This is a genomic window from Bacteroides sp. 51 (assembly GCF_010500965.1).
Classification (GTDB): Bacteria; Bacteroidota; Bacteroidia; order Bacteroidales; family Bacteroidaceae; genus Bacteroides.
This window is the reverse complement of record NZ_QVMI01000021.1, coordinates 29,271-52,563: the sequence shown is the minus strand read 5'-3', so window position 1 is coordinate 52,563 and position 23,293 is coordinate 29,271. Positions and strand designations below refer to the sequence as shown.

17 protein-coding genes are annotated in these 23,293 nt (G+C 40.1%); 12 read left to right on the top strand and 5 right to left on the bottom strand.

What is annotated here, in order from left to right; translation table 11 throughout:
• Positions 1–2: 2 nt before the first annotated feature.
• The gene (locus D0T87_RS15850; protein WP_163176119.1) at positions 3–2,168 is read right to left on the bottom strand and encodes a S46 family peptidase; all 2,166 of its coding nucleotides are present in this window, start codon (positions 2,166–2,168) and stop codon (positions 3–5) included.
• Positions 2,169–2,733: 565 nt separating this feature from the next.
• On the opposite strand from D0T87_RS15850, the gene D0T87_RS15845 reads away from it, so the two are divergent.
• The 11 genes from D0T87_RS15845 (at position 2,734) to D0T87_RS15795 (ending at position 17,824) form a co-directional block, all read left to right on the top strand.
• Complete coding sequence (locus D0T87_RS15845) at positions 2,734–3,489, top strand: DUF4369 domain-containing protein (protein WP_163176118.1); 756 nt, start codon at positions 2,734–2,736, stop codon at positions 3,487–3,489.
• Between the two features lie 246 nt (positions 3,490–3,735).
• Entirely contained in the window at positions 3,736–5,466 is a 1,731-nt protein-coding gene (locus D0T87_RS15840; RefSeq protein ID WP_163176117.1) for a tetratricopeptide repeat protein, read from the top strand.
• Positions 5,467–5,643: 177 nt separating this feature from the next.
• On the top strand, positions 5,644–6,018 hold the full coding sequence (locus tag D0T87_RS15835) for a DUF3244 domain-containing protein (protein WP_163176116.1): 375 nt from the start codon (positions 5,644–5,646) through the stop codon (positions 6,016–6,018).
• 347 nt (positions 6,019–6,365) lie between these two features.
• Positions 6,366–7,229, top strand: coding sequence for a DUF1573 domain-containing protein (locus D0T87_RS15830; protein WP_163176115.1), 864 nt, complete (start codon positions 6,366–6,368; stop codon positions 7,227–7,229).
• A 69-nt stretch (positions 7,230–7,298) separates the two neighbouring features.
• Entirely contained in the window at positions 7,299–8,060 is a 762-nt protein-coding gene (locus D0T87_RS15825) for a 1-acyl-sn-glycerol-3-phosphate acyltransferase (RefSeq protein ID WP_163176114.1), read from the top strand.
• Between the two features lie 125 nt (positions 8,061–8,185).
• On the top strand, positions 8,186–8,731 hold the full coding sequence (locus D0T87_RS15820; RefSeq protein ID WP_163176113.1) for an RNA polymerase sigma-70 factor: 546 nt from the start codon (positions 8,186–8,188) through the stop codon (positions 8,729–8,731).
• 403 nt (positions 8,732–9,134) lie between these two features.
• The gene (locus D0T87_RS15815) at positions 9,135–10,319 is read left to right on the top strand and encodes a FecR family protein (protein ID WP_163176112.1); all 1,185 of its coding nucleotides are present in this window, start codon (positions 9,135–9,137) and stop codon (positions 10,317–10,319) included.
• A gap of 15 nt (positions 10,320–10,334) precedes the next feature.
• The gene (locus tag D0T87_RS15810) at positions 10,335–13,865 is read left to right on the top strand and encodes a SusC/RagA family TonB-linked outer membrane protein (RefSeq protein WP_163176111.1); all 3,531 of its coding nucleotides are present in this window, start codon (positions 10,335–10,337) and stop codon (positions 13,863–13,865) included.
• Between the two features lie 18 nt (positions 13,866–13,883).
• Positions 13,884–15,638 (top strand): RagB/SusD family nutrient uptake outer membrane protein, encoded by a 1,755-nt coding sequence (locus tag D0T87_RS15805; protein WP_163176110.1) that lies wholly within the window; start codon positions 13,884–13,886, stop codon positions 15,636–15,638.
• Between the two features lie 14 nt (positions 15,639–15,652).
• Positions 15,653–16,579: a hypothetical protein gene (locus D0T87_RS15800; protein ID WP_163176109.1), complete on the top strand. Its 927-nt coding sequence runs from the start codon at positions 15,653–15,655 to the stop codon at positions 16,577–16,579.
• Between the two features lie 117 nt (positions 16,580–16,696).
• Positions 16,697–17,824 (top strand): metallophosphoesterase, encoded by a 1,128-nt coding sequence (locus tag D0T87_RS15795; RefSeq protein ID WP_163176108.1) that lies wholly within the window; start codon positions 16,697–16,699, stop codon positions 17,822–17,824.
• Positions 17,825–17,837: 13 nt separating this feature from the next.
• Here the strand turns inward: D0T87_RS15795 and D0T87_RS15790 are convergent, their stop codons facing one another.
• The 3 genes from D0T87_RS15790 to D0T87_RS15780 all read right to left on the bottom strand — a co-directional run bounded on the left by D0T87_RS15790 (position 17,838) and on the right by D0T87_RS15780 (position 20,888).
• Positions 17,838–18,392 carry a hypothetical protein gene (locus D0T87_RS15790; protein WP_163176107.1) on the bottom strand — a complete coding sequence of 185 codons (555 nt, stop codon included), beginning with the start codon at positions 18,390–18,392 and terminating at the stop codon, positions 17,838–17,840.
• A 246-nt stretch (positions 18,393–18,638) separates the two neighbouring features.
• Positions 18,639–19,934 (bottom strand): hemolysin family protein, encoded by a 1,296-nt coding sequence (locus D0T87_RS15785; RefSeq protein WP_163176106.1) that lies wholly within the window; start codon positions 19,932–19,934, stop codon positions 18,639–18,641.
• A 153-nt stretch (positions 19,935–20,087) separates the two neighbouring features.
• Positions 20,088–20,888 carry a M48 family metallopeptidase gene (locus D0T87_RS15780; RefSeq protein ID WP_163176105.1) on the bottom strand — a complete coding sequence of 267 codons (801 nt, stop codon included), beginning with the start codon at positions 20,886–20,888 and terminating at the stop codon, positions 20,088–20,090.
• Between the two features lie 157 nt (positions 20,889–21,045).
• Here D0T87_RS15780 and D0T87_RS15775 point away from each other — a divergent pair, with 157 nt between their 5' ends.
• On the top strand, positions 21,046–21,855 hold the full coding sequence (locus D0T87_RS15775) for an alpha/beta hydrolase family protein (RefSeq protein WP_163176104.1): 810 nt from the start codon (positions 21,046–21,048) through the stop codon (positions 21,853–21,855).
• A gap of 8 nt (positions 21,856–21,863) precedes the next feature.
• Here the strand turns inward: D0T87_RS15775 and D0T87_RS15770 are convergent, their stop codons facing one another.
• Positions 21,864–23,237: a S41 family peptidase gene (locus tag D0T87_RS15770; RefSeq protein WP_163176103.1), complete on the bottom strand. Its 1,374-nt coding sequence runs from the start codon at positions 23,235–23,237 to the stop codon at positions 21,864–21,866.
• Positions 23,238–23,293 lie beyond the last annotated feature (56 nt).

Sequence of the window (23,293 nt, the reverse complement as noted above, 5' to 3'; positions counted from 1 at the left end):
ACTTATTGAACGATAGTCATTTCATTGATCAGGTGTCCGCAGCCTCCCAGCTTTTCAAGGATGAATAACACATAGCGGATATCCAGGTTGATGCAACGCTGCATATTGTTATCGAAGTTGATGTCACCACTTAGCGATTCCCAGTTTCCGTCGAACGCACAACCGATCAGTTCGCCGTTTTCGTTCAATACCGGACTGCCGGAGTTTCCGCCGGTAATGTCATTATTAGTAAGGAAACACAGGGGCATTTCGCCGTTTGGTAGTGCATATTGGCCATAATCGGCGTTCTCGATCAACTCTTTTAGTTTAGCGGGTACGTTGAACTCGCGGTTGGTCGGATCTTCTTTTTCCAAGACGCCCTTAGCAGTGGTGTAATATTTATAATGTACACCATCGCGTGGACTATATGACTTGATATTGCCATAAGTTAAGCGTAACGTAAAGTTTGCATCCGGATACGATGGAACAGGGAGCTTCATATCTCCCAAACCGCGGATGTATGTTTTATGTAGAATATCCAACTCGTCTTGCAGCGGAGTCATCAGTTTGTTTAACTCCTGGAATTTATCTAAAGTAGATTTGCTATATTGTGCAGATAGATCGTTGTCCAACGCTTTGACTGTTGGCTTTTTGAGGAATTTATCCAGATTTTCCTGATTGGACATGATAGAGTTATCGTACATGTCATCAATAAATTTGTTGTAATCGCCTTTATATTCCTGGGCAATAACAGTATAGATAGCAGGATGTTCGCTGGATGGAACCATTTCAGCGTAAAGAGGGAAGAGGGTTTTAGCCACCTGGCGGTCTACTTCGTGATCGTAATCTTTATTATGGATACGGTCAAATACCTTCTGGAAGGAATCTTTCAAAGAATCGATTCCTGCTGTGTTCTTTTCTTCAATAGCTTCTTTCATTTTATCCAGCAACAAATGAGATGTTCTGAATTCGATACCCATTAAGAATGCCTCCGAAAGGCAAGTACGTTGATACGTCAAAGGCTGAGTGCTGGTAATAGCCTGATCTATCTGGTCGACAACCTTTTGATAGGCTTCATTGTTTTGCTCTCTTGCAAACTTGAGGAAAGCGGCTTCTTGTTCCGTTTTGGTGCCCAGTACATTATTATCAACAATCGCTTTATTCATACCAATCGAGTTTTTCCAATAGTTGGACGAGCCTGCGTATTTGTTGGCATATTGGATACGCGTTTTATCGCTGGCGTTCATCGCAGCCTTCAGCACTTCCTGACGTGCACCACGGATCTGAATACGTGGAGCGTTTGAGGCTTCCATGCGTTGCTTAACTTCGGATACAGTCAGGTAGCGGCTTGTGCTGCCCGGGAATCCCATGATCATGGCATAGTCGCCTTCATTGATACCTTTGATAGAGATGGGCAGATGTTTCGTTGTTTTCAGAGGCGTATTGCTTGCATCATAGTCGGCAGGTTCGCCATTTGCATCGGCATAGATACGGAACATAGAGAAGTCCCCCGTGTGGCGTGGCCACATCCAGTTGTCGGTTTCGCCTCCAAACTTACCGATAGAAGATGGAGGTGCTGCAACCATACGTACATCGGAGTATACTTTCCTATATATAATGTAGAACTTGTTTCCGGCATAGAAGGGCAGAACCTGCGGACTTATTCCTTTTTTCTCCTTCAAATCGCTTTGGTTGTGTAGTTCGGCGGCCAGTTTTCCCCAGAATTCTCTTGAAAGTGATTCGGTTTCTGTGATCTCTTTATCGGCGATTTTTTTATTTACCAGGTCGGTGATGTCCTCTATACGTTCGATGAACGTAAACTTCAGCCCCGGAGTAGGCAATTCTTTATCTTTTGATGTAGCCCAGAAACCATCCGTGAGGTAGTCATGTTCTACGGAACTGTGTTGCTGAATAAAACCATATCCACAGTGGTGGTTGGTTAGAATCAAACCTTCCGGCGAAATGATTTCTCCGGTACATCCCCCGCCAAAGATACCCACAGCGTCTTTAAGAGAAACGCCATTCGGATTGTATAAATCCAGTACATCCAGCTTTAATCCTTGTTTTTTCATCATGTCAATGGAGTGTTGCTCTTGCATAAGTTGCAATAACCACATTCCTTCATCCGCTCTTACGGAGCATGTAATCAGCAAAATGATTGCCGATAGGTAGATTTTAATCTTATTCATATTTATATTAATTTGATTGTTTCTGGTTGGTTATGATTGTTTCTGTAGGGTTTTGAGTATTTCTAATTAACGTGAATTCAATATAAAAATCATCCATCTAATCTATCTGTAAGGCTGAAAGCCTGTTATACCTTAGCCTAGGGTCAGTGAGCGGAGCGAACGCAGCCCTAGGGCGGTGAACCACCGCGGGCAAAGAGCTCTGTAAGAGCGATATACAAGCCACACATTTTTATATATCGTGCTTTCAGCACTCCTCGCTGCGGCACGTTGCCGCCCTGGGGCTGCGGTCGCTCCGCTCCCTGACCCCAGGCTAAGGTATAACAGGCTTTCAGCCTTACAGATACATCTTTTTACTTTATCTCTTATATAGAACTCACGTTAATTTCCAATCCTAACTGAATGCAAAAATAAGTAAACTAATTGAAATTATCAGAGAGCTTTCGCAAACTTTCTGTATAATTATGAAGAAAAACCCGCGTGGAAGATTTAAATATTGATAAAATGTTTCCTAGGATGATGATTAGATTGTATTTTTGTGGAACAAAGAATAAATGTGTGCTTTTGAATGAATAAGCTTTTACCATTTCTATGTTCACTGTTTGTGCTGACATCTTGTGGCAAGCAGTATAAAATTGAAGGTTCGTCTGCTATTAATAGATTAGACGGAAAAATGTTATTTATAAAAACACTTCAGCATGACGGTGAGTGGGCGATAGTCGACTCTGCTGAAATTATTCATGGAATGTTCACCATGAAAGGTAAAGTTGACTCTGTGGTGTTTGCTTCATTGTTTATGAACGATGATAATGTCATGCCTTTGGTGGTAGAAAGTGGAAATATAAAAGTTTCCATTGGCTATGATAACGTAAAGGCCAGCGGCACTCCATTGAATGATGCTCTATATGAGTTTATCGGCAAAAAGAGCGATTTTGATATGAAGATCGAAGAGCTGGAAAGCAAGGAAGCCCGTATGGTGCTGGATGGAGTTGGATTGAAAGATATATATGAGGAAATAAATAAAGAAGGTGAGGCACTTACCAAGGCATCTGGCGAATATGTGAAAAAGTTTATCTCAAATAACTATGAAACAATATTAGGCCCTAATGTTTTTGTAATGCTTTGTAGTAGTTTGCCTTATCCGGTCATTACTCCCCAGATTGAAGAAATACTTAAGGATGCTCCATATACTTTTAAGAGTCATAGGTTAGTGAAAGAATTCACCAACAAGGCCAAAGAGAATATGCAGTTGTTTGAAGAGCATCAACGCATGCAAGAAAATCAGGCTGCCGAACAGGGAGCACCTGTAAAAAACAGAAGATGATTACAACGGTAGGATTGAACTTTCGCCTTGTTTTAGGTTAAAAATCAGCTACTTATATTCTCCTTTTTAAGTTGTATTGAGAAATACAACTTTTCTTATGTGTAAAAAACCGCATATTTGTTGTTTTTTACACACGCAGAAAATCTTATATGAATATGTTTTTTGGTATTTTTGTCCCAGATCCGTCCAATATCTTATTTTATTTAATAATAGATTGGTTTTTCAGATAATTAAAATACCATCTAAATGAAGACGAAACAAGTATGTACTACTATAGTATGCCTCTTTTTCTTTTTGGCATTGCTTTCGTGTGCGAAGAAGGTTGATCAAATTACAGAATTTTTGCAAAAAGCAGAACAATGTATGGAAGCACAACCGGATAGTGCTTTATCAATCTTGCAACGTATTCCAAATCCACAGGAATTACAAGGTAAAAATCAAGCAGACTATGGATTACTGATGACACAGGCATTAGACAAAAACTATAAGCCTTTGGAGTCGGACTCTTTAATACAGTTGGCTATTCGGTATTATGAGAACTCAAGTGACAATGTGTCTAAAGGTAAGGCGTACTTCTATTATGGGCGCTATTTGTATGATTCAAGGAAGTATGAAGAATCATTAGATGTGTTTTTGAAATCAAAGAGGATGTTGGATAATAGTAAAGAATATAAATTATTAGGATCACTGGCATATTTAATTGGTAGTGTTAATAGGCATAGACACATATATAATGAAGCTCTGTTAAATTATAAAGAATCGTTAGAGTATTATGATTGGATTAATGATACACTTTCGATTACTATTGCCATGCGTGGTATTGGGTGGACATATTTCTTAAAGAATGAAGTTGATAGTGCATTTTATTATTATACTTCTGCTTTGAAAATAGCTAGCGATAAAGAATTGAAGTCTGAGTCTTTTATACTTCATGATCTCGGTATAATCAGTCGAAAAACAGGTAACTATGAAAAAGCAGAATCTTTAATGCTTACGTCTATAGATAAACTGGAGATTGGGGAGATATATACAAGGTATTTATCTTTGGGTATTTTGTATTTTCAAATGGGGAAATATGATAAGGCTGAGGAATTTTTAAATAAATCTTTGATTAGCCCTAAACCAGAGAACCATTCAAATGCCTATAGTTATCTTTATAAAATAAGTCTTCAGAAAGGGGATTATGAGAATGTTATAAACTATTTTGAGAAATGTGATTCTATAAGAAGTTTATTGATGGATCGGAAGAATTGGAGCTATGCATTAGAATTACAGAAGAAATATGATAATGAGAAATTAAAAAATGAAAACCTGCAAATTCGTAATAATAGGAACTCTATTTCATTACTTGGGGTTATATTTATACTTATAGTTTTAATTATAGCGATATACTATTATTATCGCAATTATCACAATAAAAAGCGAATTGAAGATATCGAACGAACGATTAGTCAGAATCACAAGGAAATAGAAGACTATAAAATAGAGTTATCTGGTTATACTGAATCAAAAGCAGATCGCCAAAACGAGATGGGAGAACTTATCGGAAAGATAACCTTGTTAACCAATCAAAATCGGGATTTAACAGAACGGTTGCTTGTTTTAGGGCATGATAAAGTTGTGTTGGAAGAATCAGAAACAGAATCAGGCGCATACACTGTTGCACTTCGTACTTTATTGTCTATAAAGAATGGAACTTTGAATAGAAAGTTATCTGATCATGATATTGATCAATTAGTGAAGTTATTCAACTTTCTATATAATGGTTATATAGATCGTCTTATTGAGAAGTTTCCGGGATTAACAAAACATGAAATAGAATTGTGTTGCTTGTTGAAGTTGCAGTTTACAAATCAGGATTTATGTAATGTATCAAATGCAACGTTAGAATCTGTTCGTAAAAGTAAAACAAGACTAAAGTCTGCTTTAGGTGTTCCCGCCGATGAAACTTTAGAAGAGTTTTTGGTGAGATTTTAATTAAAAAAAATATTTCATGTCCACGGTTTGGATGTAACTTTGTTTTTAATTTGTTGATAACCAGTGTGATAATGAATTAATTTTTGATTGAATTTGTCCCACCCTGATTCTTTGTTTATTTATAGATAACCCGTACTTTTGGGAAATAATAATTAGAGAAATAATCACTAAAAAATTATGAAATTAAAATCATTTTTATTTTTATCACTAATTTGTTTATTTGCTGCTGTAAACTCTAAAGTAAATAGTAAAGCTGTAGAACTTAATGGGGAATTTGATGAATCTTTAATTCCTCGCTCCGTAGTTCCACCTGCTGTAACAGCAATACAAACAGATAATGCAGTTGTTCTAACTTTCAATCGCGCAGTAGGAAATCTTAAGATTACTGTAAATGAAGGAAGTGATGTTGTATACACAACTACATTAAATGTAACAGGTGCAACTCAGTTCTCGGTTTATACAGGCGATTTAGAGTCTGGAACTTATTTATTGAAATTAACTCAGACTGCAACTGGTGGTGGTTGTGTCTATGGAGAGTTCAGTGTAGAATAAGTAAATCTATACTGCTATAGTTAATTAATTAACAGTAAAACTAATAACTCTGTAACCGTAGTGAGGGAATACGGTTACAGTAGTTTGGTTATTTCTGACAATTGTACAAAACGATTTGATAGTGGATTCTGTGGTAATGACGGTGAAATTCCTAAGAACTTCTACTTAGTAGGATTTTGTTTTCTAGGTGCTAACAAAGGTGAATTAACATGGTTGGGTTGTTCACAGTTTAGCAACTCACTCTCTTAGTGAGAGTGAGTTTGCTAAACCAATCCGGAACAATCTAATTTTATCCTATTATCTATTAGTCTTCTATCTAAAAAATGCCTGTTTAGGCTAACTATGAAATGAAAGTTTTATATTATCTGTTTCTATTATTGATTCTTTGTGCATGCAAAGAGTCCGATCAACAAAAAAAGGAACGCCTTGTAAGTGAGTGGTGTGGAAAAGAAATAGCATTTCCTGCTAATATCTTATGTGTTTCGGGCGAAGACACTTTAGATTATAAGGTTCCTTATGCAGACTTTTTAGTTGTAACATATGCTGACTCCATAGGCTGTGTTAATTTAAGAAGAAATATATCCAGTTGGAAAAGATTGATCGCCAAATCCGATTCTTTGACCAGAGGAAAGGTTTCCTTTATGTTCTTTCTTAATCCTATTGATATAGATGAGATGCGTTATATCTTCCATAAAGAGAAGTTTACTCATCCTATTTGTTATGATTTGGAGGGTAGGTTGCAGGCTTTAAATAAATTTCCCGAGGAAACAGACTTTCGTTCGTTTCTATTAGATGTTAACAGGCAGGTGCTTGCCATTGGAAACCCAGCTCTTGATGTTTTGGTAGAGAAGGAATACTCAAAAATAATAAGAGGGGGTGGTATACTTAATAAGTCGGAGGAAATTATAACTGAAATAAGTTATGAAAGTGATATTTTTGAAATGGGTGATTTTGACTGGCAACATCCTCACCACATAACAGTATCCTTAAGAAATACAGGCGATAAGCCTTTGGTTGTTGAAGACGTGATCACGTCATGCAGTTGTATATATGTAGAGTACAGCCGTGAACCGGTTATGCCTGGCAAGAAGTGGGACTTGTATATCCGCTATAAAGCCGAACGTCCTGAATTTTTCAATCGTGATATTACAATCTACTGCAATGTTCCGGAAGCTCCTTTGAATTTTAAAGTCAGAGGAAATGCAAAATGAGATTAATATATAATCAATTTTTAAATTTCAATTCAATAGCTTACATTTGCATATAGAAAATTAAGCTATATGAGAATTTTATATTATATCTATCAGATTTGCATTGCACTCCCTATTCTATTGGTGTTAACCATTCTTACAGCATTGACTACGATTGTCGGTTCTTTATTGGGAGGTGCTCATATCTGGGGGTATTATCCGGGTAAGATTTGGTCGCAACTCATTTGCTTATTTCTTTTAATTCCGGTAAAGGTTCGCGGACGCGAAAAGGTCCAGAAGAGAACATCGTATGTTTTTGTCCCCAACCATCAGGGTGCTTTTGACATTTTCCTTATTTATGGCTTTTTGGGTCGTAATTTCAAGTGGATGATGAAGAAGAGTCTCCGTAAAATTCCATTTGTTGGTAAAGCGTGTGAGAGTGCCGGCCATATATTTGTTGACCGTTCGGGGCCAAAGAAAATAATTGCTACCATTCGCCAGGCTAAGTCCTCGCTGAAAGATGGGATTTCGCTGGTTGTGTTTCCCGAAGGCGCCCGTACTTTTACCGGTCATATGGGGTATTTTAAGAAGGGGGCTTTCCAATTGGCAGATGACCTTCAGCTGGCTGTTGTTCCTGTTACGATTGATGGCTCTTTTGAAATCCTGCCACGTACAGGTAAGTGGATTCACCGCCATCGTATGATTCTGACTATTCATGATCCGATTCCTCCTAAAGGACAAGGTGCAGATAATATAAAAGCAACGATGCAGGAGGCTTATGCTGCTGTTGAGAGCGCCTTGCCCGACAGGTATAGGGGGATGGTCCGGAATGACGATCAGGAGGTTGAATAAAACTAAAGGCCCTGTCGTAGAAAAGGTCTTAAGTTCCTTTTTTCTTTCAATAATATCGCTTGTTTCATTGTAATTCTTGCATCTTTTCTATCTTTGTGTATAAACCAATACTAGATTAAGAATCTGTGGAGACAAATGACACTAACGTAAGTGTTAATCTGAATAATGACGATGAGTTTCGACATCTGTTTGATGGCTTTTATATTCCTTTGTGTGTATTTGCTAATAAATATGTAGAGGATGAGCCGATAGCTGCTGATATTGTTCAGGAGAGCTTCATCAAACTTTGGCAGATTCGTTCCGACTTCTTTTTTCTCCATCAGGTTAAATCTTTTCTCTATACCACCGTTCGTAATAAATGCCTGAATGTGCTTGAACACTCTAAGGTTGTGAGCGAATATGCCGAAAAAGTAACTGCTAAGTTTAAGGATAGCTTTTTTCATGATTACGTGATCGAGGAAGAAACCTATCGCATGTTGACCGGTGCGATTGATCAGTTGCCCAAACAGATGAAAGCAATCATGTCTTTGGCCCTTGAAGGAATGCCGAATGGCGAAATTGCTGAGCAATTGAATGTATCTACCGAAACCGTTCGTTCATTGAAGAAAATCGCTTACCGTAAACTGCGTGTTATTCTTAAGGAATATTATTATCTTCTGTTTTTTATTTAATTTCTTCCCCGGGAACACCTGATTCAGCCATCTGCATACAAGTGTTTTTATATCAAAGAAAGTATCACATCTGACACACCCCATTGGAACACCCATGGATAGGGAGTTCCAATGGGGTGTGTCAGATGTGATACTTTCTTTCCGGAAAAACTCTATGAGTGTTTAAGAAATGCACGCATGTAGGCAACCTAAAGCAATTATCTCTAAGAGATATTTAAATACCATACTATGGTAATATTGCCAGGGTACTATGGTAGCATTGCCAGAGTAGTATCCTCATAGATAAAATTACTTTTTTTGAAAAAAAATCATTTTCCATTCACCCTGTTTTTCGACTCGCCTGTTATCATAATATAAGGGAGCTTAAAATTTGTATTAAACACCCACGTTAATCCGTAATACTATGGCAAAAAAACAATTTCATATAGCAGAGTTGATCGCTCATTTCTTATCCAACACGATTACCCCCGAAGAACAGATTGAATTGCAGCAGTGGAGAGATGCCTCTCCTGAAAACGAAGAATTGTTCAAGCGGATATGCGATACGGAAAATTTTGCCCGTCACTATGAAGAAAGCAAGAGGTTCGACAAACAAGTGGGCTGGGAGCACTTAAACCGACGAATGCGCTTCCTGAAGCGCCGTAGCCTTGTAATAAAACTCAGCCGGTATGCTGCTGTCTTATTACTACCACTAGCTGTCGGTGTATTACTAATGACTACATTCACTCCTTTTGAAGAAACCGTGGCCGAGCAGATGCAAAAGCAAACCGTTCAGATTCTTCCCGGCGAGAAAAGGGCAGTACTGACACTTGACAGCGGTGAAGTGGTAGATTTGAAAACCACATCCGGGAAAACAATGACAGAGAAGGATGGAACAGCCATCACTGTCGACTCTACCGCTTTGAACTATCAGCAAACCCAGGCTCAGGTTAAATCCGAAAAAGAAATCTACAATAAAGTAGAGATTCCACGTGGCGGTGAATATTCGCTGACGTTAAGCGATGGAACCAAGGTATACCTGAATGCTATGAGTTCTTTGTCCTTCCCGGTTCGTTTCCTTGCAAACAAGAGAGTGGTTGAACTGACCGGTGAAGCATATTTCGAAGTAGCTAAAAACAATACTCCTTTCATCGTCAAAATGAAAAATATGGAGGTAGAAGTACTTGGGACAGCTTTTAATATTTCTGCTTATGCGGGTGAAGATTGCCAGACAACGTTGGTCAATGGTTCGGTAAAAGTGCAAATGGAAACAGGGTCCAGTTGCATTCTTAAACCCTCCGAACAGGCGTACGTAAAACCCGGAACAGACAATCTGAATGTACGCACGGTAGATACTTCGATTTATACTTCATGGATAGATGGAAAGATATACTTCCGCGATGAGCGGTTGGAAGATATCATGAACACGCTGTCCCGCTGGTATGACATGCAGGTGTTTTATAGTGAGCCAAGTGTAAAAAACCTGCGTTTTGGATGTAACGTAAACCGTTACAAAGACATCACTCCGTTCCTGGAGTTACTTGAGAAAACCGAAAAGGTTGATATCATGATCGATGGAAAGAATATAACCTTCAAGCATAATAATTAACTAAAAAATCATTGTATGAAAGAACACTTAAAGAAAACGCAAAAGCACGGGTGCAAAAGAATACCCATTGTATGCTTTATTTTTCTTTTCATGTCTACCGGAATAATACGTGCGGTAGATAATGAATTGTTAGCTCAAACAGTTACCGCTTCATTCAGGAATATCTCGCTAAATGAAGTGATCTGGGAATTACAGAAGCAAACTGATTTTACTTTTGTTTACAGTACAAATGATATAAAAGGCATTAAAGTAAAAGATGTAAGAGCCAATAATCAGGAAGTAACCGAAGTGTTGAATAATTGTTTGGAAAATACAGGTTTGACATATACTGTTCACAATGGTGTAGTGGCTATTAAGAGGGCCGAAGCCCCCATTGTAGCATCAGTTGCCCCTCAACAAAGAGTGAATATTACAGGTACGATTGTAGATACACATGGAGAATCGATGCCGGGTGTTAATGTATTGGTGAAGGGAACTCAAACGGGTACAATATCGGATGTGGATGGAAATTTCACCATAACTATAGACGGAAAAACGGCAACCCTAACAGTCTCTTTTATCGGATATGACACTCAGGATGTTCAGGTTACTGCCGGAAAGACCGTACAAATTGTAATGAGAGAAGATGCCGTAATGGTAGATGAAGTGGTGGTTGTAGCCTACGGACAGCAGAAAAGATCCGCATTTACCGGTTCTGCATCTGTTATCTCTTCCGATGCGATTGCCCGCCGACCGGTGACCAACGTAATGAATGCGATAGAAGGTTCGGCTCCGGGTGTACAAGTACAATCTACTTCGGGCGCTCCCGACGCATCGCCATCGTTCCGTATCCGTGGTGCCAGTTCCATTAGCGCAGGGAGAGATCCTTTGATCGTGGTAGACGGTGTACCTTACGAAAGTGGCTTGAATAATATCAACCCGAACGATGTGGAATCTGTTACCGTATTGAAAGATGCTGCTTCTACAGCTATTTATGGTGCGCGTGGTGGTAACGGTGTGGTTTTGATTACTACTAAAAAAGCAACCAAACAGGAACGTATTTCGGTTACGCTCGATACAAAGATGGCGATATCCAAAGTACGCAAGAGCGATTTGTATGATGTGATAAGCTCCCCAGGCGAATATTATGAATTGCAATATGATGCATTGTATAACTACATGCAGAATGTGGAGGGAAAAAACTCATACGAGGCAAATCAAGCTATTAATGACGCATGGGCGAAAAGTCCGGATTATTACGGCCTAGGTTACCTGGTGTATACTATCCCCAATGGTGAAGGGCTTATTGGATATAACGGTAAACTCAATCCGAACGCAACACTGGGAAGACTTGTAACAGGTAGAGATGGTCAACAATATTATCAGACTCCTGATGACTGGGCAGATGCAACCTATCAAACCGGAATCCGCCAGGATTACAACCTTTCTATAAAAGGAGGAACGGATAAGCTGAATATGTTGGCATCAATGGGCTACACCAAAGACGAAGGAATTACGGAGGCGTCCGGTTACGAACGTTTTACCGGTAGATTGAAAGGAACTTTCCATGCCAATAAGTGGTTACGCTTCAGCGCAAATCTGGATATGGCGAAATCGGCTACCAATAGCAATACCGACTATAGCAACAACTCCAACAACATCTTCTCCAACGTGAATATGGTAGCACCCATCTATCCATTATATATCCGCGATGCGAATGGTGATATTCTATATGACAAGAATGGTAAAATGTACGATTATGGAAATGGAGATTACAATAATGGTGTTGACCGTCCGGTAAGAACAGGCTCAAACAGAATACAAGAGGCGCTTATACAGACTCGTAAAACGGAATCGGTAAAAGTGGGTATACAAGGAGCAGCCGATTTTATCATTACTCCTGAACTGACTGCAACCCTGAACGTGGCTTATGATGAGCGTGACAGAAGATACAAGTCGACCAGCCAGCCATTCTACGGAACATCCAACCCAACCGGTGCCGTATCTGTAACTGCCTATAAAAACGAGTCGTTGAACACGCAACAGATTCTTAATTATAGCAAGAGTTTCGGATCGCATAACGTGAAAGCAACTATTCTACACGAAGCATATCAATATGATTACTATTACTTGTATGGTAATAAATCGAATATGTTTAACTATTATGAAAATCAAGAACTTGCAGGGGCTATTATAATGAATGATGTCAATTCATACACCAGAAGATATGAAAGTGAGGGATATGGTGGACGCGTATTGTACGATTATAACGGGATCTATAGTTTTGACGCTTCGTACCGCCGGGATGCTTCTTCTCACTTCCATCCCGATAATCGTTGGGGCGATTTCTACTCTTTCGGGGCAGCCTATTTGATCTCTAAAGAAGATTTCTTTAAAGTTACGTGGATTGATATGTTGAAAGTTAAGTTCTCTTACGGACAAAACGGTAACGACCAGATTGGTTATCACCGTTATATAGATACATATAATATTGAAAACGTGATGGACGAAGTGGGTGCTCCTATCCGAAACATCGGAAACAAGAATATTACATGGGAAACCCGGACAGCTATCAATACAGGTATTGAATTCGAAATGTTCAAAGGACGCTTAAGAGGTGATATTGAATATTACAATAACAAAACCACCGATATGCTTGCTTCGGTTGCTGTTCCTTATTCACTGGGTTATTCGTCTGTTTACGATAACGTGGGAAGTGTACGCAATAGCGGTTTTGAGTTTGAATTCAGTGGCGATATTATTCGTAAACGGGATTTCAGATGGACGATGTATGCCAATGCTTCGTTTAATAAAGCGAAAGTATTAAAACTGTCCGATACAAGAACCGGTGAAACAATTTATAACGTTGACGGATCGGCTGCGGCCAAAGGTTACAGCTCGGGTAAGTATTTCTATGGCGAAGGATTAGAGTACAAAACCTGGTATTTGAAGAAGTTTGCAGGAATCAACGAAAACGGACTCCCGATGTGGTACACGCGTGATTCCTCGACAGAGGAAATTACGACCACCACTACATATAGCTCGGCCACAGAACTAGCTTGTGGAAGCTCGCAACCCAAAATGCTTGGAGGTTTCGGAGGAAGCTTCGCCTGGAAATCTCTTGAACTGTCATTTAAATTTGCTTACCGTTTAGGTGGCTATGCATACGATAGCGGATATGCATCATTGATGACCCGTCCGACGAATAGATATGCGGGATATAACTTTCATAAGGATGTTAAGGATTCATGGACTCCCGAGAATCCAAGTACAGACAACGCGCGCTGGCAATATGCCGACCTTTATTTTGTGTCGACTTCCGACCGCTGGTTAACGAAAGCCGATTATCTGAACTTGCAAAATATATCACTGAGTTATATTGTACCTAAGAAGATTGTTCGCAGATTCGGAATCGAAGGATTAACTGCTTCTGTTGGAGCCGATGACCTTTTCTTCTGGTCGAAGCGGAAAGGATTTGTTCCAAGTCGCGATTTTGATGGTAACCTGGATGTGGGATATTATCCGAATACCCGGAGATATCTGTTGAATCTGAAGTTTGATTTTTAATTAAAAGAGGAATAAGTTATGAAAAGAATATTACGCAACTTAGCTTTATTATATATACCGATGCTGATATTTGTAGGATGTATGGACGAAGCAATCCCGACGGAATATGCTACGGCAGATCAGATCGGTGGATCGGAGAGTGGTTTGAATGCGCTTTCCAACAGTACGGCAGCTTTTATGTATGCTTATAACTATATCGGTTCTGTATCGTCACAGGAATTTGGTTATCCGGCTATGATGATTATCCGGGACATCCTAACAGACTGTCCATATGTAGCGACCAGTTATAATCACTTCAATACGTATTGGGGTACGTTGGCCGATTTTACTTCGGCACGTATGCGGCAGCCTTGGCGTTACTACTATACTATGAGTATGAATGCGAATAAGACGCTTATTGCTATCGGAGATCCGGAGGAAGCTACAGAGGCCATTCAGGCTTTTTATGGAAACGCACTTATATACCGCGCACTCTCTTATATGGACTTGGCTCGTATGTACGAATATAAAAGAACAAACGTTCCGGATTTGGACGATGAGGCCGAAAAGAACGGAGTATTCGGACTTACCACTGTAATTGTTGATGAATTCTTCAATCCTTCGGATGCAAGAAACAACCCTCGCGTTCCTTTCTATCACATGTACAGGTTTATTATGAACGACTTGAACAAAGCCGAAAAATACTTAGCAACGTACGAACGTCCTGCCAAAGCTAAAATCCGTGCCGACTTGTCGGTGGCACATGCATACAAAGCACGTCTTTGGTTAGAAATAGCTACTCGCTTCCAAAAATATCCGGCCGACCTGCAAACGCAGTTGAGCCACGAAGACGATGAGGAACTTGCGCATCTTGATAAACTGGGAGTGTCCAGTGCAGCAGACTGTTATAAAAAAGCTGCCGAATATGCGCGCCTGGTTATAAATAAGTACACACCGCTCACGGAAGGGCAATGGCATGATGTGAATAACGGATTTAATAACTCCGATTCAGAATCGTGGGTTTTTGCCATTACTATTGGGTCTGCGGATGCGGTACATAACCGTGTAGATAATTTTCACTCCAATTGTGTAACAGAATACTCGAGAGGATATAGTCGTTCGCAATACCATTGCTACCGTATGATTGATAAGCGCTTGTACGATCAGATTGATGATGACGATTGGCGGAAAGTGACCTGGATTGATCCGGATGATGCCGGAAAGAAACCAACGCCAGACAAGTATCACACGCTTTTGGATGATGATGAGTGGGCATTGCGCGATGCGTATGTAGGTTTTAAATTCCGTCCGAACAACGGTGATATATCCGACAACTATACCAATGCATTGCAGGTGAGTTACCCAATAATACGCGTAGAAGAGATGTATTTTATTGAGGCTGAAGCCAAAACGTATTCGGAAGGACTAGCTTCGGGTATGAATGCATTGGCATCGTTCCTGAATACACATCGCTATAAAGGTGGAACCTTTAATGTAACGCCCGATGGAATAGAAGATTTTGTTGATACCTACCTGATTACACAAAAGAGAATAGAACTTTGGGGTGAAGGCTTAGCCTATTTTGATATTAAGAGACGCGAACTGGCACTGACACATGGGTATGTGGATACAAACTATTTACCAGCCAACCGTTATAATTCTAAATCAGGATACGCTCCGGCATGGTTGAATCTTTATGTTCCGAGAGAGGGAGAGGCTACGTTGAACAGTGCAATTGAGTTGAATCCGGACCCGCGGGTGCAAGATAATTATGGATTATGGACAGGTAACTAAAAAACGTAACGATTATGAATAAAATAGCTAAAATAACAGCCTTCTTAATGGCGGGACTTTGGATAACGATGTTCATGTCTTGCAGCGACGACGATAAATGGAACCCCGGACCAGAGGTGTCGGCCAATAACCCGGGTGTTTACTTCGATAAAAGCAATCCGTATATTACAGAGTTGGGGTGTAGCAACCAAATGATATTGGATGCCGACCATATAACAGTGTTGATGGGTCGTGATAAGAACAAAACAGCTTCGGCACTTCAAGTTCCTATTATTGTGCGCCGCGCGGCATCCAACCTCACGATTCCTCAAACGGTGGAGTTTGCCGCAGGCCAGGAGTTTGCTGAATTGCAGATAAAATTAGGTGAGTGGGAGGTGAGTACGCGTTATGATTTCTGCATCGATATTAGCGAAGAGTACGCTGATCCTTATAAATTGTATACGGATACGGATGGCGGAAGCAGCCGTTACGATGCCAAAATGGAAGTGGTTTGCCTACTGGGTACTGCTACCTTTGTGCCGGGCGAATACGGTGGAAGTACTAAGCCTCAGTTTACCCCGTTTGTGCATAAAATCTATGATAACCTGGATGGATCGTACACGATTAAGAACTTCCTCTACAACAATGCCGGGTTTAGTTTCACATTTAGCGTAGATGATGACAATAAGATTATACCCGATCCGGAATGTGGTTATCACAGTACTTCGGACAACAGGTGGTATTTCTATTCGGCCAACAGCAGCTCGTCCAGTAACTACATACCGTGTTACATTCCGGGAGCGAATCCGAGTGACAATGTTTCTTATATCTACTTCTATACGAAGGGGAATAAGTCGGAAGGTTTCTGGCTTGATAAAGAAACCCGTACAGGAAAAATGGTAGGATACTCGCGCTATTCGGTATCATCTTCAGGGGTTATAACGTTCAACTTTACCTGGTAATTAACCGACAGCATTTATAGATTAACTTGACTTTACATTAACATGTCTTTATTTAATTATCCGCAGGGACTTTATGAGCTCTGCGGATGATTTTATAATTCTAATATCAAATAGAACATGAAGCAACTCCGTTTTTATATATTATTTAGTTTGTTCTTTACACTCTTTGGTGGTGGCATATATGCACAAGAACAAACTAAATCTGAATCAAAACATTATGCAGATGGTCCTTATCTTTCTTACCTACCTGATGGAAAGATTAGAGTGATTTCTACCCATACAGATGGTGAACTAAAGGATGTAGTATTGGATGGTATGCCGGAAGGCTTTGCCTTACAAGTCGCTTCCCATTCAGATAGGCATAAGTTTGAGGTTAGATTACACCCCATCCGGCGGCAGTCGTGGAAAACATCCAAACCTTCTAAGCTTTTTGTCCTTTCCGATCCGCATGGTAATCTCGATTGCTTCGTGAGTGTATTGCGAGGGAATAACATAATCAATGAGAATTATGAATGGGTTTATGGCAGAAATCACCTGGTGGTTATCGGTGATGTGTTCGATCGCGGTAAAGATGTATTGCCTATTTTCTGGTTAATTTATAAACTGGAAAAAGAGGCGGAGGATGCCGGCGGACAACTTTCCTTTTTATTGGGCAACCATGAACCAATGATATTGGCTGGTGATTACAGGTATATGGACAAAATGTACGAAGAACTGGCTAAAAAACTTGAAGTGGACTATCGGAATTTATTTGGTCCTGACACAGAACTGGGGCGTTGGTTGGCTACACGCAATACAATGCAGATTATTGGTGATGATCTTTTTGTGCATGCAGGAATAGGGGAGGACTTTCTGAAAGAGAATCTGACTATATCTCAGGTGAATGAAGAAGTTAGCCGTGGCTTATTTATGACTAAGCAGGAAAGGAATAGCCTTTCTCCATTAACAAAATTCCTTTATGGTAATCAGGGACCAATATGGTATAGAGGCATGGTTAGGAATGATGAAAAATATAGTCCATTGCATATCAATATTTTGAATCGGATTCTAGAAAAATATAAAGTGAATCGGATTATTGTTGGGCATACAATTTTTCCAGACGTCAGAAGTTTTTATAATGGGAAAGTAATAGCGGTTAATGTTGATAACAAAAAGAATTTTGATGCTGTTTTAGGAAGAGGAATCCTGATTGAAGATGAGAAAACTTATGTGATTAATGATAAAGGGATTTTTTTTGCATGGTAACAAACCTTAAAAATCAACCTCTTCCTTTTTGTTTCTGGGAGATCTCGACAGACGTCCATTTACTTTCGTTCTTGTCGATGATCATAGATAGGGCAACAATGATTTCGTCTAATGTGTGGCAAGATGGGCATATTGTGATAACGGGTTCGTCCAGGCGGGAGGTCATGATGTCTATTTTAACAGCTTCTTCGGATAGGGGGGAGGTGACGGCTTCTTGTGTATCTTCGAGCCGCTTCAAAGCTCCTTTTATGGTGTTCGTAGAAAACAAACCGGTAGCAGCCTGTTCCAGTATACTGGTCGGTGCGGTCGACTTGTCTGTATACTTTAACCGTATGTAGTCAAGCTGACCCATTTTGAGATTCAGAATCTCTGAGAAGTTGTATGCCTCGCCAAGTATGAGGATGATCTGGGCTTCTTCCAGAATGACAAGTAACTCGCATATATTGGGGGCATTAAGCTCCTGAAACATAATCAGTGTGGCTTTCTCACCGTATACATCTTCTATTTTCCTGATGCGAGTTTCTACCTCTTCTTGCTTTTTAAGTGATTGTTGGTCGTTTCTTTTCATTCTCTTCTTGTCTCGAATGTCATTCATTAAGATAACGCCCCAAACCACAATGCATAGTAGAAAAACAATTAATCCAATAATTTCTGCCATATCAACTCTTCACGAATCGCGTATTTACCTTATGAGGTAAAGCTGTTTATCACTATATAGGACTTATTTTAGGACTATGGTATAGTAGCCCTTGCGTTATATAACAAATGAATTTCGGTTTGGTTCACAAGGGGGAGCAATTTTTTTTAATAATAATTATTCGTCCACGTCCTTCTCTTTGATAACAAGTAGTTTATCGACTCTTCCGCGATCCATATCAACAACTTCGAATTTCAGGTTTTTATATTCAAACGTATCTCCGGCTTTGGGAATGCGTTCGATGAAGAACATAGCCATACCGCCCAGTGTGGTGAAATCTTTGTTCTCCAGGTCATCATAAGAGAAGATATCCATTTCTTCCATGAAATCTCCGATATTCATCGTGGCATCTACAAGCATCGAACCGTCTTTGCGGGTTACAATTTCTTCTTCTTCCACCTCGTCTTCCTCCAGAATATCGCCGAATATACTCTCGGTTAGGTCGTGCAAGGTAATAACACCTTCTATACCGCCGTATTCGTTGACCACTACACCAAACTTATTCTTATTCTTTTTGAACAGTTCGAGTACCTTCTTGGCATATAAGCTTTCGGGAATGTATAGAGGCTTTTGGGCGATTTTACTCAGGTCGAACTCTTCGTTTCCGCCTATCATCAGAATAATATCTTTAACGGATACCACCCCGATGATTTCGTCGTTCACCCTGTCGGCCAACAGGTATTTGCTGAACCGCCTGTTTTCGATAATATCCAGCACCTCTTCTTTGCTATCGGTGGGGTGCAGGCTAACCAGATCTTTCCGGTAAGTCATCAGTTCATTTACTTTCTTATTAGAGAAACGGAATACATCATACAACATATCCGTATCTTCCTGGTCTATAATTCCCTGTTGGGTACTTTCGCGTATGATGAATTTGAGTTCATCCGATGTCATAATCCGCTCTTCATCACCGGATAACCCGATAACTTTATTCAAAAGTTTAGTTGAAGCGCTAAGCAACCACACAAAAGGGTAGGATACTTTAGTTAAGAATGTCATCACCGGACTTAGCATGATTGCATACCGTTCGGGATTGCTAAGGGCAATAGACTTCGGCACCAGCTCGCCTACAATAAGTGATAAATAAGTAATGATAGCCACTACTGTTACCATAGCCAACTGCCTTGCGTGTGGTTCCAAAGCAGGAACTTTAGCAAAAAGAGGTGCAACCTCATCGGCAAGAGCTACTCCTCCGAACGCACCCGATACGATACCTATAAGTGTGATTCCTATTTGAATGGTGGAGAGGAACTTTTCGGGTTCCTCCAACTGTTTTAATACACCTTTCGCCGAGCGGCTTCCTTTCCCTGCCAGTGTTTCGAGCCGGGCTTTACTCGACGATACAAGTGCGATTTCATACATGGCGAAAACGCCGTTAAGGACTAAAAGAATAAGAATAATTAAAAATTCCATATATGATGAAATGGGTGGATATTTTATATAAACAAGTAACTAAACTAATAGTTTAGAATATATTCAGAAAATCGGGCAATCTGTGCCAAAAAGAAAGAGACTATCCCAAGAAATGTTGGAATAGCCTCTTTTTATATTAAACATTTTTATCTCTTATTTTCCTGTATACTTGTCGGCTTTCTCAGTCATGCGTTTTGCACGCTTCTCGCTATCCGGGTGACTAGAGAACATTTGTTGGATTCTGGATGATTTCTCACCACCGGAATTATACAATTCAACTAATTTATTCAGGGCTTTAGCCATTGCATAAGGATCAATATCGTTTTCAATACAGAACTTGAAAGCATAATCATCGGCTTGGTTTTCTTGCTTTTGAGAGAACTGCGCTCCGGCAAATGCTTCGGCCAATTCACCATATTGAGAATCGGTTAGTTTAGCTGCGGTTGAGCTTACTGCACCAGCTGCGTTTTTAGCTGCTGAACGAAGATAAGCGCTCTTCCATGCATCTTTAACGTCGGTATTTACCAAGTGACCAATCTCATGTCCGATAACAGCCATCACTTCATCGTCGGTCATTACGTCCATTAGCCCGGCGCAGATACGGATACTTCCGTCTCCACAAGCAAATGCATTAACGTCAATTACTTCGTAAACACCAAAGTTTACTTTAAAACCGCCTTCAACTTCTGTAATGTGGCCTACCATCTTTGCCAGACGTTTGCCGTATTCGCTATCGGGCGAGGTTAACGGGTTATGTGCATCCATCCATTCCATGTATTCGCCACAGAGTCTGATGACATCGGCATCGGATAACGTTATCGCTTTGGCAGCATCTGTACCGGCTTGTACGGCTTTGTCTACATTGATTTTCTTTCCACCGATTTTGATTTGTGCATGAACTGTGGTTGACATCGCACAGATGAGCAACATTGCAAAAATAATTCTAGTCTTCATTTTTCTACTGTTAAGTTTTAATATGAGTTCTTGTTATGTGTGATCTATTTTAGTATTCAAGGTGTGCAAAGATATACAAAATGATTTCTATTTTCACATTTAATCATTTAATTTTGCTTCTCGAAATATTTGTTAGTTAAACTAAAATACATTGTATATGAGAAAACTTCTTTTGGTATTAACCTTTGCATTACCGCTGTCGGCTTTTGCAGCAAAGGTAGACACGGTAATGGTAAAAAGCCCTTCTATGAATAAAGAGGTGCAAGTAGTGATTGTTACACCGGATAGGGCTTTGGGAGCTACCGCTACGTCTTGCCCTGTTATTTATCTGTTGCACGGATATAGCGGCAATGCGCGTTCGTGGATAGAACTTAAGCCTCAACTATCGCAGATTGCAGATGAGAAAGGGATTATCTTTGTTTGTCCGGATGGAAAGAACAGTTGGTATTGGGATAGCCCTAAAAATCCATCCTACCGGTATGAAACGTTTGTAGCTAAGGAACTTGTTAATTACATGGACCGGAACTATAAAACGATTGCCTCCCGCAAAGGACGTGCAATAACTGGTTTGAGTATGGGCGGTCACGGAGCAATGTGGCTATCTATACGGAATAAAGATACGTTTGGAGCAGCCGGAAGTATGAGTGGCGGACTGGACATTCGTCCTTTCCCAAAGAACTGGGAAATGAGCAAGCAGCTGGGCGAGAAAGCTTCGAATGAAGATTTGTGGAACCAGTATACCGTGATTAATCAATTGGATAAAATCCAGAATGATGATTTGGCTATTATCATTGATTGTGGATTGGGCGACTTTTTCCTACAGGTTAATAAGGATATGCACGACGCCCTGGTTTCCCGGAAGATCAACCATGATTTCATCCTCCGTCCCGGAGTACACAACGGGGTGTATTGGAGTAATGCTGTAGATTACCAGATTTTGTTTTTTAGCAAGTTCTTTAAGAGGTAGTTAAACGCTTACCGGATAGAAGTTCCGCGGATTGGTTTGTTATTTAACGTATTAAATCCCGGAACTTTCTTCATATATACGCTTCTGGTTTCTCCTTCTTCTTTATCATCTTCTTCTGTCGGCACACTTCCTTCTTCTATAAGTCCTAGTGTTAGGGACAATAAAACTTCCTTTTGGTTTCCGATGGGGAGTGACTCATAAGTTAACTCATTAAATGCATGAGTTGGTGCCAATCCGCCGGTTGGCAATTCATCTTTTGAGTTGTAAATCATACAATCTACCGGGTGTAGAATGTAGGGGGAGAATTCCTCGTGTTCGTATGGGTGGGTACCTGTATGATTTCCTTTAGTTGTTTGCCCAATCAGGATAATTTCATCTATATAAGGCTTTAACGCATTGATCAGTACATCTGAGGTTGCTGCTGTTATGGACCCGGTTATAACATACAGCTTTTCTAGATTCAGATTAGAACCACTGCCTAGTATTTCCTGGCTAAAGAGCCACTCTTCCTTCTGGGATGATTGCAGTTCGTTGTATTTTAAATAACACATAGGACTTCCCAGTGCTTTTTGTGGAACTAAAATAGAGCCCAGTAGTTGTGCAGATTTTAAATTGCCTCCGGTATTATATCTTAAGTCAAGAATAAACTCATTTATGCCCTGAGAGTAAAACCAGTTGGATGCTGTACGCAAAGCGTTGTCATACGTTTCATCATTGTCGTCTTTTCCGGACGTGAAATTGCTGTAAAACAAATAGCCTATTCTGGAATTTGGGGTAGTATACATTCCTGAGTAATGTATCGGATTATCAGATGTAGGGCGTGCGGCTCCTAGTTGAATGGTTTCTTTCTCTTTGAAGTCATTCACTATTTGTCCATTTTCATTCTCAAAAGGAGCGTATTCTCCCAAAGTTAGTTTGATGGCGCTTCCTTTATATAGGGAGTCGATCCGGCTTTTGACGATGAATCTATCGTTTCTTTTGATGATCCAGTCGCCACGCATCAAACCGGCATCGTCGGCAGGAGAATCGGAGTCAACATATAATACCCGCACTGCATGGGCTGTGTCATTGTTGAATGTAATGGATGTCTCGAATTCGATGCCGTAGCTCCTTAAACTCTCTATGTCTGCGGGATCTTCAAAGTAAGAGTAGTTTAAATCTTGTTTTGAGAGCAGACTTTTGAAGAAATCGCCATGTGGGGTTGTGAAATAATTAAGTGATTTGCTTTCGGGTATGTCTTCGTACCAGTAATAGTTTTGGCGCATAACGCTTTCTATTGCTTTATTGGGGGTTGTCAGGCCGACGTACTCCAACCTGCGATCTTCACCGCATGATACAAGGATCATACATATTAGTATGGCTACAATATTTTTGTTCTTCATTACGTTCTAATCTTGGAACTGCAAACTTACAAAATTAGGCGTTTATGTGCTATATT

Coding starts and splice junctions, on each gene's coding strand:
- D0T87_RS15850 (WP_163176119.1), bottom strand. CDS start 2,168: ATGAATAAGATTAAAATCTACCTATCGGCAATCATTTTGCTGATTACA.
- D0T87_RS15845 (WP_163176118.1), top strand. CDS start 2,734: ATGAATAAGCTTTTACCATTTCTATGTTCACTGTTTGTGCTGACATCT.
- D0T87_RS15840 (WP_163176117.1), top strand. CDS start 3,736: ATGAAGACGAAACAAGTATGTACTACTATAGTATGCCTCTTTTTCTTT.
- D0T87_RS15835 (WP_163176116.1), top strand. CDS start 5,644: ATGAAATTAAAATCATTTTTATTTTTATCACTAATTTGTTTATTTGCT.
- D0T87_RS15830 (WP_163176115.1), top strand. CDS start 6,366: ATGAAAGTTTTATATTATCTGTTTCTATTATTGATTCTTTGTGCATGC.
- D0T87_RS15825 (WP_163176114.1), top strand. CDS start 7,299: ATGAGAATTTTATATTATATCTATCAGATTTGCATTGCACTCCCTATT.
- D0T87_RS15815 (WP_163176112.1), top strand. CDS start 9,135: ATGGCAAAAAAACAATTTCATATAGCAGAGTTGATCGCTCATTTCTTA.
- D0T87_RS15810 (WP_163176111.1), top strand. CDS start 10,335: ATGAAAGAACACTTAAAGAAAACGCAAAAGCACGGGTGCAAAAGAATA.
- D0T87_RS15805 (WP_163176110.1), top strand. CDS start 13,884: ATGAAAAGAATATTACGCAACTTAGCTTTATTATATATACCGATGCTG.
- D0T87_RS15800 (WP_163176109.1), top strand. CDS start 15,653: ATGAATAAAATAGCTAAAATAACAGCCTTCTTAATGGCGGGACTTTGG.
- D0T87_RS15795 (WP_163176108.1), top strand. CDS start 16,697: ATGAAGCAACTCCGTTTTTATATATTATTTAGTTTGTTCTTTACACTC.
- D0T87_RS15790 (WP_163176107.1), bottom strand. CDS start 18,392: ATGAAAAGAAACGACCAACAATCACTTAAAAAGCAAGAAGAGGTAGAA.
- D0T87_RS15785 (WP_163176106.1), bottom strand. CDS start 19,934: ATGGAATTTTTAATTATTCTTATTCTTTTAGTCCTTAACGGCGTTTTC.
- D0T87_RS15780 (WP_163176105.1), bottom strand. CDS start 20,888: ATGAAGACTAGAATTATTTTTGCAATGTTGCTCATCTGTGCGATGTCA.
- D0T87_RS15775 (WP_163176104.1), top strand. CDS start 21,046: ATGAGAAAACTTCTTTTGGTATTAACCTTTGCATTACCGCTGTCGGCT.
- D0T87_RS15770 (WP_163176103.1), bottom strand. CDS start 23,237: ATGAAGAACAAAAATATTGTAGCCATACTAATATGTATGATCCTTGTA.